General features: G+C 62.1%; 12 protein-coding genes and 1 pseudogene. 9 read left to right on the top strand and 4 right to left on the bottom strand.

The window, feature by feature from the left end; genetic code table 11:
• Positions 1 to 5: 5 nt before the first annotated feature.
• The 3 genes and pseudogenes from QMK54_RS12925 to QMK54_RS12935 form a co-directional block, all read left to right on the top strand.
• A pseudogene (locus QMK54_RS12925) lies at positions 6 to 476 on the top strand (NTP transferase domain-containing protein); the annotation flags it as partial.
• A 303-nt stretch (positions 477 to 779) separates the two neighbouring features.
• Positions 780 to 2,258: an aldehyde dehydrogenase family protein gene (locus QMK54_RS12930; RefSeq protein WP_320402909.1), complete on the top strand. Its 1,479-nt coding sequence runs from the start codon at positions 780 to 782 to the stop codon at positions 2,256 to 2,258.
• A 1,232-nt stretch (positions 2,259 to 3,490) separates the two neighbouring features.
• Positions 3,491 to 3,922: a hypothetical protein gene (locus tag QMK54_RS12935; RefSeq protein WP_320402647.1), complete on the top strand. Its 432-nt coding sequence runs from the start codon at positions 3,491 to 3,493 to the stop codon at positions 3,920 to 3,922.
• Here the strand turns inward: QMK54_RS12935 and QMK54_RS12940 are convergent.
• Positions 3,901 to 4,860 carry an HlyD family secretion protein gene (locus QMK54_RS12940; protein WP_110659893.1) on the bottom strand — a complete coding sequence of 320 codons (960 nt, stop codon included), beginning with the start codon at positions 4,858 to 4,860 and terminating at the stop codon, positions 3,901 to 3,903. The genes QMK54_RS12935 and QMK54_RS12940 overlap by 22 nt on opposite strands.
• Positions 4,861 to 4,863: 3 nt before the next feature.
• Positions 4,864 to 5,235, bottom strand: a complete 372-nt coding sequence (locus QMK54_RS12945; protein WP_110659894.1) for a DUF3302 domain-containing protein — start codon at positions 5,233 to 5,235, stop codon at positions 4,864 to 4,866.
• 151 nt (positions 5,236 to 5,386) lie between these two features.
• Here QMK54_RS12945 and QMK54_RS12950 point away from each other — a divergent pair, with 151 nt between their 5' ends.
• Entirely contained in the window at positions 5,387 to 6,049 is a 663-nt protein-coding gene (locus tag QMK54_RS12950; protein WP_223595856.1) for a hypothetical protein, read from the top strand.
• A 77-nt stretch (positions 6,050 to 6,126) separates the two neighbouring features.
• Positions 6,127 to 7,209, top strand: coding sequence for a sterol desaturase family protein (locus tag QMK54_RS12955; protein WP_320402648.1), 1,083 nt, complete (start codon positions 6,127 to 6,129; stop codon positions 7,207 to 7,209).
• A 153-nt stretch (positions 7,210 to 7,362) separates the two neighbouring features.
• On the opposite strand, the gene mug is transcribed toward QMK54_RS12955, so the two are convergent.
• Positions 7,363 to 7,884 carry a G/U mismatch-specific DNA glycosylase gene (gene mug, locus QMK54_RS12960; RefSeq protein WP_110659897.1) on the bottom strand — a complete coding sequence of 174 codons (522 nt, stop codon included), beginning with the start codon at positions 7,882 to 7,884 and terminating at the stop codon, positions 7,363 to 7,365.
• The gene (locus QMK54_RS12965; RefSeq protein ID WP_110659898.1) at positions 7,877 to 8,503 is read right to left on the bottom strand and encodes a TetR/AcrR family transcriptional regulator; all 627 of its coding nucleotides are present in this window, start codon (positions 8,501 to 8,503) and stop codon (positions 7,877 to 7,879) included. Before QMK54_RS12965 ends, mug begins: the two co-directional genes overlap by 8 nt.
• 259 nt (positions 8,504 to 8,762) lie before the next feature.
• Here QMK54_RS12965 and QMK54_RS12970 point away from each other — a divergent pair, with 259 nt between their 5' ends.
• Genes QMK54_RS12970 through QMK54_RS12985 form a run of 4 tightly spaced genes read left to right on the top strand, consistent with a single transcriptional unit; the run spans position 8,763 to position 13,867 of the window.
• Positions 8,763 to 9,899: an HlyD family secretion protein gene (locus QMK54_RS12970; RefSeq protein ID WP_320402649.1), complete on the top strand. Its 1,137-nt coding sequence runs from the start codon at positions 8,763 to 8,765 to the stop codon at positions 9,897 to 9,899.
• On the top strand, positions 9,899 to 11,395 hold the full coding sequence (locus tag QMK54_RS12975; protein WP_320402650.1) for a DHA2 family efflux MFS transporter permease subunit: 1,497 nt from the start codon (positions 9,899 to 9,901) through the stop codon (positions 11,393 to 11,395). Before QMK54_RS12970 ends, QMK54_RS12975 begins: the two co-directional genes overlap by 1 nt.
• Positions 11,396 to 11,414: 19 nt before the next feature.
• Positions 11,415 to 12,893: an efflux transporter outer membrane subunit gene (locus QMK54_RS12980; protein ID WP_320402651.1), complete on the top strand. Its 1,479-nt coding sequence runs from the start codon at positions 11,415 to 11,417 to the stop codon at positions 12,891 to 12,893.
• A gap of 23 nt (positions 12,894 to 12,916) precedes the next feature.
• Positions 12,917 to 13,867, top strand: coding sequence for an aldo/keto reductase (locus tag QMK54_RS12985; RefSeq protein WP_320402652.1), 951 nt, complete (start codon positions 12,917 to 12,919; stop codon positions 13,865 to 13,867).
• Positions 13,868 to 13,909: the final 42 nt, after the last annotated feature.

Raw genomic sequence — 13,909 nt, forward strand, 5'->3', positions numbered from 1 at the left:
TCGCGATGAGTGACAACATTGACTGGCCGACGCTGGCGGTGATTCTGGCGGCCGGGCAGGGCACGCGCATGCGTTCGCCGTTGCCCAAGGTCTTGCACCCGGTGGGCAGCCGGCCGCTGCTCGGCCATGTGCTGGCGGCGGTGGAGGCGGCGGGCATCGAGCAGCGAGCGGTGGTGTTGGGTGCCGGCGGCCATCTGGTGGCCGAGTACCTGGATCAGGTTGCACCGACGGCACGGGTGTTTACCCAGCACGAGCAACTGGGCACGGCCCATGCGTTGCTGGCGGCACGGCCGGCACTGGAGGCTCACGAGCAGGGTTGTGTGCTGGTGCTGTTCGGCGATTCGCCGTTGATCACCGCGCAGACCTTGAACCGTTTGCGTCGGGCACTGATCGACGGCGCAGCGGTGGCGGTGGCGGGATTCCACACACAGCATCCGGGCCCTTACGGGCGCCTGCTGGTGGAGCGGGGGCGTTTACTGGCCATCCGCGAAGCCAAGGACGCCAGCCCGCAGGAGCTGGACATCAACTTCTGCAACGGCGGCGTCATGGGCCTGCGCGCCGACACCTGCCTGTGGTTGCTCGATCGCATCGGCAACCGCAACGTCCAGGGCGAGTACTACCTCACCGATGCGGTGGCGGTGGCCAACGAGGCGGGGCTGACCGTGACTGCCGTGGAAGTGGAGGAAGCCGACGTGCTCGGGGTCAATGACCGCGAGCAATTGCAGGCCGCCGAACAGCTGTACCAGCAGCGTCGGCAGCGCAGGATCAAGGAGTGTCCCTTGGGTGACTACCAACGGTTGTACATCGGCGGGGAGTGGGTCAGCCCGGTTCAACGCGGTGTTTTCGACACGCTCGATCCGAGTGACGAGTTGGTGCTGGCGCGGGTTGCCTCGGCGACAGCAGAGGATATCGACTTGGCGGTGACAGCGGCGCGCATTGCGTTTGATGAGGGTGACTGGCCCCGTTGGTCCGGCGCGCAACGGGCACAGGTGCTGAGAAAGATCGCCGAGGGCATTCGTGTCCGTCAGGACGAATTGGCCGCCATCGAAGTGCGCGACAACGGCAAGCCGCTGCCGGAAGCGCTTTGGGACATCGCCGATACTGCCGGGTGCTTCGACTTCTATGCGGGGCTTGCCGAGCAGTCGGATCAACACAGTGAACGGTCGATCGAGGTGCCGGATGCGCGGTTCACCTCATCGGTGATCAAGGAACCGGTGGGTGTGGTCGCCGCGATCATCCCGTGGAATTTCCCGATGCTGATGGCCTCGTGGAAAGTTGCTCCGGCACTCGCGGCCGGTTGCACCGTTGTGCTCAAGCCCTCCGAACTGACGCCGCTGACAGCCCTCGAACTGGCCGGCATTGCTGACAGGGCAGGGCTGCCGGCCGGGGTGCTGAATGTGGTCACGGGCTTGGGTCGCGAGGCGGGAGCGCCGCTGGCCGAACACCCGGATGTCGACAAGATCGCCTTCACCGGCAGCGTGCCGACCGGGCGCAAGATCATGCAGGCCGCCGCCAGCGAGATTAAAAACATCAGCCTGGAACTGGGCGGCAAATCGCCCTTCGTGATCTTTGCCGACAGTGATCTTGAGGCGGCGGTGGAATGGATTCTGTTCGGCATCTTCTGGAACCAGGGCCAGGTCTGTTCAGCCACTTCGCGGGTGCTGGTGGAACGCGGGTTGTACCCGGCGCTGCTGGAACGCCTGATTGTCGCGACCGAGCAGATCCGGATTGGCCAGGGTTTCGAAACGGGTGTGAAACTCGGGCCGCTGGTCAGCCAGGGGCAACTGGACAAGGTGCTGGCGGCCATTGCCGCCGGCCAGGCCGAGGGTGCGCGACTGGTTTCGGGCGGTGTGCGGCCGGGTTATCTGGAAAAGGGTTATTACCTGACGCCGGCGATTTTCGCCGATGTTCCCGAAGACAGCGCTTTGTGGCGTGAGGAGATTTTCGGACCGGTCGTGTGCCTGCGCGCCTTCGACACGGAAGCCGAAGCGCTGCACCAGGCCAATGACTCACCGTTCGGCCTGGCGGCGGCGGTCATGTCCCGGGATATCCCGCGCTGCGAACGGGTCGCTCGCGGCTTTCGCGCCGGCATTGTCTGGGTCAACTGCTCGCAGCCGACCTTCGTCGAAGCGCCGTGGGGCGGTTACAAGCAGAGCGGGATCGGTCGTGAGCTGGGCGAGTGGGGCTACAACAACTACCTGGAAACCAAGCAGATCACCCGCTACAACGGCGAACCTTGGGGGTGGTATCTGAAGTGAGCGCCAAACCGGCCGACCTCGAAACAGGGGGGGGGGCGTCACTCTATTTTCAGCGTGGACGCGGTTCCTTGTAGGAGCTGGCTTGCCAGCGATGGTGGTTAACGATGACGCGTGTGACCTGGATAAACGCGGCGCACTAGAGCCCATCGCCAGCAAGCCGGCTCCTACAGTTTGGTGTTCAAATCATTTCGACTCGGACGCGGTCTTTTGTAGGAGCTGGCTTGCCAGCGATGGTGGTTAACGATGACGCGTACAAACTGGATAAACGCGGCGCATTGGAGCCCATCGCCAGCAAGCCGGCTCCTACAGATTGGTGTTCACATCATTTCGACTCGTACGCGGTCCCCCTCGTACGAACTGGATAAACGCGGCGCATTGGAGTCCATCGCCAGCAAGCCGGCTCCTACGGTTTGGTGTTCACATCATTTCGACTCGGACGCGGTCCCTTGTAGGCGCTGTCTTGCCAGCGATGGTCGTTAACGATGACGCGTACAAACTGGATAAACGCGGCGCATTGGAGCCCATCGCCAGCAAGCCGGCTCCTACAGATTGGTGTTCACATCATTTCGACTCGTACGCGGTCCCCCTCGTACGAACTGGATAAACGCAGCGCACTGGAGTCCATCGCCAGCAAGCCGGCTCCTACAGTTTGGCGTTCACATCATTTCGACCAGGACGCGGTCCCTTGTAGGAGCTGGCTTGCCAGCGATGGTCGTCAACGATGACGCGCATGAACCGGACAACCGCGGCGTACTAGAGTCCATCGCCAGCAAGCCGGCTCCTACGGTTTCCCGGGATTGCGTGAAGAACCAATTTTTTCCTGATTTGTGCGCCAATGGAACTGAAAACCATTCTGACACTCGAAGTCTTTACGGGCGAAGCGGGTGTCGTAATGGTGACGCATTCGCAATGAGCGCCCTGCATGGCTGTAAAGTCGGGAGGGTGGCATGGAAGATCGCGCGATGTTCAAGTTCGTTGCAGGTTACCTGCTCGTATGCGCACTGCTGGCATGGGCGGTGGCCCAGGCGTCTCCGTGGATTGCCTCGCACCTGCTGCTGAGCTGGATTCTCTAGCGCCGCAAAACCCCTCGACGCCACATTCGAAAATTCCCCCTGCCTCTGCCCGCTAGCTTGCACCGTAAAGTTGCTGTCTTCTGTTTGCCCCACGTTCTCTGAACTCCGAAAAAGAACTCGAAAACCGAGCTTTTTGACGTGTTCAACGCCGGTGCCTCCGTGACCGACGGCAAGTACAAGGACTTCGTCACCTGCGACGGTCGTGACATGAGCGGCGAGGACTTCCTCTTTTCGCCCAAGTACAGCTTGCCAGCGATGGTAAACCGGATAAACGCGGCGTACTGGAGTACATCGCCGGCAAGCCGGCTCCTACAGGTATTGCGTGTCTCGACCGGTACGCGGTCCCTGGTAGGAGCTGGCTTGCCAGCGATGGTCGTCAACGATAACGCGTATAAACCGGATAAACGCGGCGCACTGGAGTCCATCGCCAGCAAGCCAGCTCTTACGGGTATTGCGTGTTTCGACCAGGACGCGGTCCCTTGTAGGAGCTGCGATGCGGCATCAGGCCGGTTCGCTGAACCGGCAACTGACCCAATTCAAGGATTGAGTCAGTTGCCGACGCTGCCGTATCAGTGGAACGGAAAGATGTAGTTCATCCAGGCGGCCATGCGCAGGAGGATCTTGCGCATCATCGCGATGTGATGGAAATGCTGGCTGTACAGCGCCGCCTGGCCGTAGGCCCCGCCCGGCATCTGGCCGGCGTACTGGGCATAGTCGGGATCGGTGATTTCAATGATCACTGGCACCCGGCCGGCCGGCGGTGAGCCGGTGAAGCCGATCAATGTGCCCGACGGTTGAATCTGGCCTTCGGCGATGACCGACACCACGGTTTTCACCTTGCCTTCAAACACCTTCCCGGGAATGCCGTCAAACGCGACTTCGGCCTCGTCGCCTTCGGTCAGGCGCAACAGGCTGTTCTGCCGCATCCACGCCGAGAAGTAATGCCCTTCGGCAGGAATGAACACCATTGACGGGCGCAGCGGCAATTTGGTCGCCATCATGCCCGGACGCAGCGAAACGTGGGTGACGAAGCCTTTGCTCGGCGCACGCACCGTGGTGTTGTCGAGTTCGTATTGCGCGTTGCCCAGTTGGGCAGTCAGGTCATCGCTGCGAGCGACCACCATATCCAGTTCCCGTTGGGTACTGAAATTACGCTTGATCAACTCGGTGATCCGCGCGCGATCGGCCTGGGCGGCAATCAGCTGTGCCTTGAGGGATTTGACCCGGTACTCGAAAGGCGCGGGGTCGATGCGAAACAGTACATCGCCTTTTTCCAGGGGCTGGTTGGTCTTCACCGGCACGTCGATCACCTGGCCACTGACCACGGGGATCACCGGGACCGAGACGAAATAGGAACGCGCCACCTCGGAGTAGGGATGGTTGTAGTTCATGGTGAAAATCAGCGCACCGATGATCAGGATTCCGCCCAGCACCGCCGTGGGCACCGTCCATTTGTTCAGGGGGATGCGGAAGATCTTGAAGATGGCAACGCAGAGTGCCGCATACGTCAGTATGAGTAATAGATCCATGGCTCAAAGGCCCTCGCCGAGATTGTCCGTTGGCAGCCTGCCCGGTGCCGTGCCCGCCGTCGCTTCGAGGCGCTCGATCCGGCCTTGCAGTTCGGCGACCTGTTGTTCGAGGTGAACCACATGGCTCTTGGGCGAATGCCCGTCACTGAACCCCCAGCCCCGGTCCTCTCGGTAGGCCATCGCCCAGATCCACAGGAACGGCCAGAGCGCGTGCAGGGTGAACAGGCTGACCCACCCGGTCGCGTGGATCGCATCCTGGTGGGGGTGGTTGCGGTGGACGGCAATTTCATAGGGGATGTCGTGGAGCAGGATGACCCCGTAGAACAGGACGAGCCCGACAAAGATCAGCAGGCCCAGTGCGAAGTAATCAAGCATGAATCGCTCCTCTAGAAGCAGGTAACGTGTGCGCATGAGTGTAGCCGTTCAATCTACACTTGACGGGGAAGCGCATCGCCAGTCCGGGCAACCGGTGCCTGGCCGACGCGTCGGCCGGTATCGTGCGGGCAGACCCGGGGGAGGTGAATTCATGACAGGCAATGATCAATTCGAGAGGGCGCCTGTACTGGATCCTGTCGAGCGCATTACCGAGGTGATCTTCGGCCTGCTGATGGCCATGACGTTCACCGGCACCATCAGCGTGGCCACGGCAGACCAGGCCGCCGAACGCACGATGATGATCGCCGCGCTCGGTTGCAATCTCGCCTGGGGACTGGCCGATGCGGTCATGTACCTGTTGCGCGCACTGGTCGAGCGCACGCGCAGGATCAAGTTGTACCTTGCCCTGCGCAATGGCACGGACGCCGCGGCCGGTCAGGCGCTCATTGCACAAGTATTGCCGTTGCAGTTCGCGACGGCGGCCGGCAGCGAAGGCCTGGAGCTGTTGCGCCGGCGGCTGCTCGAGCAGCCGCCCTTGCCGATCAGGGCCGGCCTGGGCTGGAACGACTTCAGGGGCGCCCTGGGTGTTTTCCTGTTGGTGGTGTGCTCGACCTTTCCGCTGGTGGTGCCGTTCATACTGCTCGACCAGACGGCACTCGCCATCCGCCTGTCCAACCTGGTCGGCCTCGTGGTGCTGTTCATCGCCGGCTGGCTGCTCGCCCGATACGCGGGCGCCACGCAGTGGCAGGGTGGGGTGATCATGGCCACCACGGGGGCCGTGCTGATCCTTGCGATCATTGCGCTGGGTGGCTGACACTCGGTCATAAATCAACACATTAAAGACTCGTTCTCATTTACAATTGCCCTTCCATTTACGTTGGGCAGCCCGGTATGGATGTTCTCGCCGCAATCCATCTTTATTTATCCCAGTGGGTGATCGAGCCGGTCACCCGGCAGTTCCTGGGCATTTTCGACTTCAACGGCCGACTCGGGCTATCCTTTCTCTGCATGTCTTACAGCGTCGCTTATTGCCTGTTCCGGTACCGCAAATCCCGGGGCTTGACCGACGCGCGCTCGTTCCCACAGTTCATCGGTGGCCGCCGGGTCTACCTGCACCGCTCGGCGCTGCTCGACTACCGCTATTACTTCGTGATCGCCATTCTCAAGGTCGCCCTGGTGCTGCCCATCGTCGGCCTGGTCGATCCGTATGTCTTGCGTTCAGCGGACTACATCGCGTTCTTCAGCAACCTGTGGGGTGCGCGTACGCAAGTGCAGGAGAACCTGGGGCTGACCTTGCTCTATGGGCTCGGGGTATTCCTGGTCAAGGATTTCAGCCATTACTGGGGCCATCGCGCCTTTCATTCGCGGTACCTGTGGGCCTTCCACAAAGTCCATCATTCGGCGCCCGTGCTGGTGCCGGCGACGGCCAGCCGGGTGCACTTTCTGGAAGATGTGGTGGAAAAGCTCACGGACATCATCTGTCTCGGCGCCTTTGCCGGTGTCTTCTGGTACGCCTGTGGCGGGGAGATCAGCCGCTATACGCTATTTGGCGTGACCTACATGGTGTTCATCTTCAATAACCTGGCGGCCAACCTGCGTCACAGCCATGTGTGGCTGTCCTTCGGGCCGGTGCTTGAGCGGGTGCTGAGCAGCCCGGCGCAACACCAGATTCATCACAGCGATGCGCCGCGACACTTCAACAAGAACTTCGGCATCAACCTGTCACTGTGGGACTGGATGTTCGGCACGCTGTACGTCACCCGGTCCACACCCGAAGTCATCCATTACGGCACCGGGGAGCAGGATCACGAGCGATACCTGACGCTGTGGGGTTTGATCGTCACGCCATTTGTGGACTCCGCGCACAAACTTCGCTCTGCAAAAGGCCCGAACACACAGCCTGAAAGGGGATCTGATCCGTATTTTTCAGCGCAATCTGCCTCTGTAACGGAAACAGCCATCGGCCGACAATAAATCTACGGTACGCAGTTCGGGCAACTCATGGCGCCCGCTGTACCGCCAATTCATTGCGTGGGAGGCCACATGGCCAAGATGACGATTTTTCTCGGCGGTTTTCTGCTGTTGACCATTTTTATCGGTGTGCTGGCGACGATTCCGCCGACGTGATCACGCCGGCCGATTGCCGTCGACCGCCAGCCGCAGTTCACGGTAGGCCGTTATCAGTTGCTCAAGGCTGAACCCGCGATTTCTGCCGCTGGGGTTGGGCAACACCCAGACCGAGGCATTGCCGAAGGTGTTGCTTTGCAGGCCCCAGGCAATGTTGCGCTGACCGGACAGCGCGCAATACGCCGCCTTGCCCAGAAACGCCACGAAACGCGGCGCATGGCGGGCGATTTTCTGTTCGAAGCCCGCTGCGGCGGCGCTGAACTCGTGCAAGGACAACTGATCGGCACTGGCTGTCGGCCGTTCGACCACCGCAGTCAATCCGCATCGATAGTTCAAGAGAGTCCGATCGTTTTCCGGTTGCACAAGCTCCGGGGTAAAACCGGCCAGGTGCAGCGTGCGCCAGAAACGATTGCCGCGCCCGGCAAAATGGTGACCCTGGGCGGCGGCAGTCATTCCGGGGTTGATCCCGCAGAAGATCACGGCCAATTCCCCGGCAAGAATATCCTCGAGTTTTTCACTCACCGCAGATCACTCTGACTGCATTGCGCGCCAGCGCCGTCAGTTCGGCTCGGGATTTACCGGCCCGCGCACGTATGGAAATGCTGTGCAGCAGCGACGAGGCAAGCACGGCAAGGGCCGCTGGGTCTGCATCGCCTTTGAGCTGGCCAGCCTCTTTGGCCGCTTGCAGGCGAACCTCCAGATCGGCATCCAGCCGGTTCAAGCGGTCGGACAGCACCTCGCGAATCTGCGGGTCCTCGACGGCCTCGGTGGTGGCCGTGCCGATGGCGAAGCAACCCCGGGGCTGGCCGTCGCCCGAGAAGTAAATCGACAACTGCCCCTCGTAGAAACGCTGCAAGGCTTCGGCCAACGGCAGCTCGAGGTCCGTCAGGGCCTCGTGCATGGCCGCCGCGGCGAATTCCCAATACTGCTCCAGCGCTTTGATGTAGAGCGCGTGCTTGTCGCCGAATGCCGCATAGAGGCTGGGGCGATTCATGCCGGCGGCGGTGGCGATGCTGTCGAGCGACGCGCCGGAATAGCCGGTGTTCCAGAACACCCCGAGTGCCTGCTGCAACGCTGTCTGCGGGTCGTACGCCCGAGGGCGGCCACGGCCTTTGCCCTCTGTCGATTTATTTTGTGCCATGTTGTACAAAATCCTTGTGAAGCGCTGGGTCGAGGGATATTCTTACACCATCGCACAAAATTAAGGAATCAGAAATTCCTTGATCAGGGTTTGTTGTAGCCGAGCGCGAACTGAGTGTTGCGGCGACGAAACCGACGTGCTGGGAGCGATCCTCCCGACCGCGCACGGGCTTGCTTCCTTACTGCATCCATTCTCATTCGGGCCGCTGGCGCTTGTTGCCGATGCCGGCCCGATTACCCGGCTAAAGGTGAACTCGATCATGACCAAACAGTTCGATATCCCGGCTTCACAGACCTTCGAGCAGCCTGGCCCCAACCCGGTCGGCGCACCCACCGGAAAACCGCTGAAACAGCGCTTGCGCCCCTGGCTGATGGTCGGTGTTCCCATCCTCTTCGCGGCGCTGGGTTATGCCCACCACGTGTCGGGGCAGGCGTATGTTTCGACCGATAACGCTTACGCCCGGGTGGCGAAGGCCTCGATCAATGCGCGGATTTCCGGGCAAGTGGTGGAAATCGCCGTCGAGGACAACCAGCAGGTGCACAAGGGCCAGGTGCTGTTCCGGATCGACCCGCAACCCTTCCAGATCGCCGTCGAGCGTGCCCAGGCGCAGCTCAGCGTGGCGCGGCTGCGCATCGACGGGCTCAAGGCCAGCTATCGCCAGCAACAGGCGGAACTGCAATCGGCAAAAGAGTCGGCCGACTTCGACCAGAAGGACTTTGCCCGCAAGAAAGCCCTGGTCGCCTCCGAGTTCGTCTCGAAATCGATTTACGAACGGGCCGACACCGACGTGAAAGTGGCGCGGCAACGGATCGCGTCCATCGAGCAACAGATCGCCAGCACCGTGGTGGCCTTGAACGGCAATCCAAACATCGACGCCGACAGTCACCCGACGGTACGCGAAGCCAGGGCGCAACTCGACGAGGCGCAACTGTACCTCTCGTACACCACGGTGTATGCGCCGCAGGACGGCATCGTGGCCAAGGTCGATGATCTGCAGGTGGGCAACCACTTGAACAGTGGTGCGCCGGCCTTTGCCCTGTTGTCCGGTCACGAGATCTGGATCGAGGCCAACTTCCGCGAGACCGACGTGGCCCACATGCGCCCGGGTCAGGAAGCCACCATCCGCATCGATACCTACCCGGATCGCGTGTTCAAGGCCCACGTCACCAGCATGAGCCCGGGGGCCGGCTCGGATTTCGCCTTGCTGCCGCCGGAAAATGCGACCGGCAACTGGGTCAAGGTCACGCAGCGGGTGCCGGTACGGCTTGAGCTCGACGAAGAGGACCCGGCGCTGCCGCTGTTCTCCGGGACCAGCGCCACGGTGCGGATCGACACCCAGTTTCAAAGCCCCTGGTGGCACCCGCTCAAGGCGTTGCTGACCGCAGGTAACTCCTGATGAACGCTCAATCGTTGGTAAGTCCCGGTGGGGAGGGTGCGCGCTCGCTCAGGTTCGCCGCCTTGCTCGCGACCTATATGCAGTCGGCCAACCTGCCGTTGCCGAACTCGGCACTCAGGTTGATTCAGGGCAGCCTGTCGATGAGCGACGATCAGGCGGGGTGGATTTTCACCGCGTACCTGGCCGCCAGCGCAATCAGCATGCCAATCGCGCAGTGGCTGGCCGCACGCTTTGGCCTGAAGCGGGTGTATCAGGCGGCGCTGGCGTTGTTCGTCCTGGGCTTGTTACTTGGCACGGCAGCGACGACATCACTGGAGTTCGTCGGCGCGCGCATCGTACAAGGCCTCGCCAGTGGCGTACTGGCGCCGCTGTCGATGGCGATCGCCATGGAAACCTTGCCGGTGCAAAAGCGTGCAACCTTTGGCGCGAGCTGGACCGCCATCGTGCTGTTCGGTATCGTCAGCGGCCCGAGCATCGGTGGCTGGATCGCCGAACACTTTGGCTGGCGGCCGATGTTCTACCTCAGCGTGCCACTGTCGGCGTTCATCTTCCTGGTGATGGCGCTGTTGTTGACCGAGAAGAAAGCCGAGAAACCGCCGGCGTTTGATTTCTTCGGTTTCGGCACCTTCACCCTCGGCCTGATCAGCCTGCAAATGCTGCTCGACCGGGGTGAGCGACTGGACTGGTTCGCCTCGCCGGAGATCTGGATCGAAGCGATGGCGTCGGCGCTGGGGATCTACCTGTTCGTGGTGCATGTGCTGACCTCGAAGGTGCATTTCCTCAACAAGCGCCTGCTCAAGGACCGCAACTTCGTGTTGTCGACGGTGATCTTTTTCGCCCTCGGTTTCGTGCTGTTGTCGACCATGGCCCTGACCTCACCGATGCTCGACGAGATTCTCGGCTATCCGCCTGACACCACCGGCGCCTTGACGATCCCTCGTGGCATCGGCCTGGTCGGCGCCTTCCTGCTGATGGGGCGGTTGCCCGAGCGCTTCGACCGGCGCCTCTTCGTCGCGGCCGGTATTGCCATCGTGATTTATGCCAACTGGATGATGCTCGGTTATTCACCGCTGATGGACGAGTGGCCCGTGGCTGTGGCCGGTGCGATCCAAGGCGCGGGCCTGGGCATCCTGATGCCGGCGGTGAGCAAAGTCGCCTTCAGCACCCTCGACCCGGCGCTGCGCCCGGAAGGCACCGGCCTGTTCAACCTGGCCCGGGTCTATGGCAGCACGCTGGGGGTGGCGATCGTGCAGTTGTTTTTCTTCAACAACACCCAGGCCATGCACATGGCGCTGGTCAGCAACCTGACGCCGTACCGCGTCGCCACGCAGTCGCTGACCTCGGCGCCGCTGCAGGCGCTGGAAGGGCTCAACGAAATGATCACCGGCCAGGCCGCGTTCATCGCGGTCGTCGACCAGTTCAAGATTTTGCTGGTGGTGATGCTGGTGGTGAGCCCGCTGGTGCTGTTTCTTCGCAAGCCCGTTGCGGCCAATTAGTTTTCGTGGAGTTCGCCAAATGAAATCTTGTGCGCTGGTCATCAACAGACATCTGCTGCAAACGAAGATCGCAGCGCTGTCGCTACTGGTATTGCTGACGGCCTGCACCGTAGGCCCGGACTATGAGACGCCGCAAGCGAGTGCGTCGCAGCACTATGACCCGCAAGCCGAGCAGCGCCTGGCCCATGGTGCCGAGCCATGCATCGACCTAGGCAAGAGGGTCCGTGGCGACTGGTGGGCTGCCTTTGGCTCGCAGAAACTCGACCACGTGGAGCGTCGCGCCATCGACGGCAACCTCGATCTGGTGGCCGCCGATGCGACGATCCGCCAGGCCGCTTCTTCTGTGGCGGCGGCGCAGGGTGCGCTGTATCCGCAGGTCGATTTTGCTGCCGTGGCCGGTCGGCAACGGCTGCACAACAGCAAGGAACCCTCGATCGCCAACTTCTATGCGATCGGGCCGCGGGTAGGGTTCGACCTTGATGTGTTCGGCGGCAACAAGCGCCTTGTTGAACAGCAGCAGGCGTTCACCGAGCTGCAAACTCACCGCTACGAAGCGGCGTACCTGACCCTGACCGGCAACGTCGCCAGCCAGGCGTTGCTGGTGGCCTCCGCCAATGCGCAGATCCAGGCCGTGGAAAAACTGCTGGCCAACGACGCGAGGAATCTTGAGCTGGTGCGCATGGCCCGCAGCAATGGCAGCACCACGCAGATCGATGTGTCGCTGGCCGAGACACGGCTGGCCCAGGACCGCACGCTGTTGCCGCCCCTCGCTCAGCAGCGCGATGCCGCCCGGCATGCGCTGTCGATCCTGACGGGGAAGGGGCCGGCGGACTGGATCGCTCCCGACTTCGAGTTGAGCGAGTTTGTCCTGCCGTCGAACATGCCGGTGAGCCTGCCTTCGGAAATGGCCCACGATCGCCCGGATGTGCTGCAAGCCGAAGCACAACTGCACATGGCCAGCGCGGCGGTGGGCGTGGCGACGGCGAATCTCTATCCCCACGTCACGCTGTCGGCGTCCCTGGCGCAGGCGGCTTCGGGCAATGGCGGCGCGGCGCTCTGGGGTTTTGCTGCGGGCTTGGCCGGGCCGCTCTTCGATGGCGGTACGCTCAAGGCCGAACAACAGGCTGCCGTCGACGGCTACAAGGCGACGCTCGCCGGTTACCAACAGACGGTCATCAGCTCGTTCGGCCAGGTCGCCGACACCTTGCAGGCGATCAACCATGACGCCGAGGAACACCTGGCCCAGACCGACGCATTGCACGCGGCCCAAACCAGTCTGCAGTTGAACCAGCAAGCCTTCGCGCAAGGCGAGAACAGCATTCTCCAGGTCCTGGAAGCGGAGCGTGCCTTTGAGCAGGCGCTGCTGGGGCAGATCCGCGTGGAAACCGCGCAGTACCTCGACACCGTGCAGTTGTTCATCGCCCTGGGCGGCAACTCGGTCGGCGCCTTCGAGCAACGCGTTGCCTCGGGCGACGGGCAGAAACCTTCGTATCAATAATGGCTGCGGCCTGGAGTACTGACATGACCTATGAAGCCTTTCACGACGGGCTGCGCGATACCCGCTTCCCGCTCAACCATGGGACGGTCGAGATGCCGGCAGTCGGCTTCGGCACCTTGTTCCGCGATCTTGCCACCACCACTGAAGCGGTGAAGGAAGCGCTGGCTGCCGGTTTCCGCCACTTCGACTGCGCCGAGCGCTATCGCAACGAAGCACAGGTGGGTGTTGCGCTGATGGACGTGCTGGCAGCCGGTAAAGTCCGCCGCGAGGACCTGTTCATCACCACCAAACTGTGGAACACCAACCACCGTCCCGAGCGCGTCGAGCCCGCGTTCGAAGCCAGTCGCCAACGCCTGCAAGTGGACTACATCGACTGCTACCTGATCCACACGCCGTTTGCCTTTCAACCCGGTGACAACCAGGACCCGAGGGACGAGCAGGGCAACGTCATCTACGACAACGGCGTGACATTGATCGAGACGTGGCGCGCGCTCGAACGGTTGGTGGATGAGGGGCGGGCGAGGTCCATCGGGGTGTCCGATATCACCCTGGAAGCGTTGAAGGCGCTGGTCACTGAGGCGCGGATAAAACCGGCCGTGGTGCAGGTCGAGGCCCACCCTTATCTGCCGGAGTGGGAGCTGCTGGAATTCTGCAAGGAACACGGGATCATCGTGCTGGCGTTTGCGCCTCTGGGGCATGGCATGGAGCCGAATGTGCTGCAAGACCCGGTGCTCACCGGTATCGCCCGGCGCTTGCAGAAAACCCCGGCCCAGGTGGCGCTGGCCTGGTCGGTGCAACGCGGCGTGGCATTCCTGACCACCTCGGCCACGCCAAGCCATATCCGCGAAAACATCGATATCTCGACCTTGCCGCACAGGGCCATGCTCGAGATTCAACAAGACATCACAACCCGTATACGCTTCAACTCGGTGGTTGAAACCGGAGTGCCCGGGTTCATTCCACGCAAGCCGTAGTGCCTGGCATCAGGGCGGTCCGTCACAGGACCGCCTACCCCT

It is taken from the genome of Pseudomonas sp. P5_109 (assembly GCF_034009455.1).
Taxonomy (GTDB): domain Bacteria; phylum Pseudomonadota; class Gammaproteobacteria; order Pseudomonadales; family Pseudomonadaceae; genus Aquipseudomonas.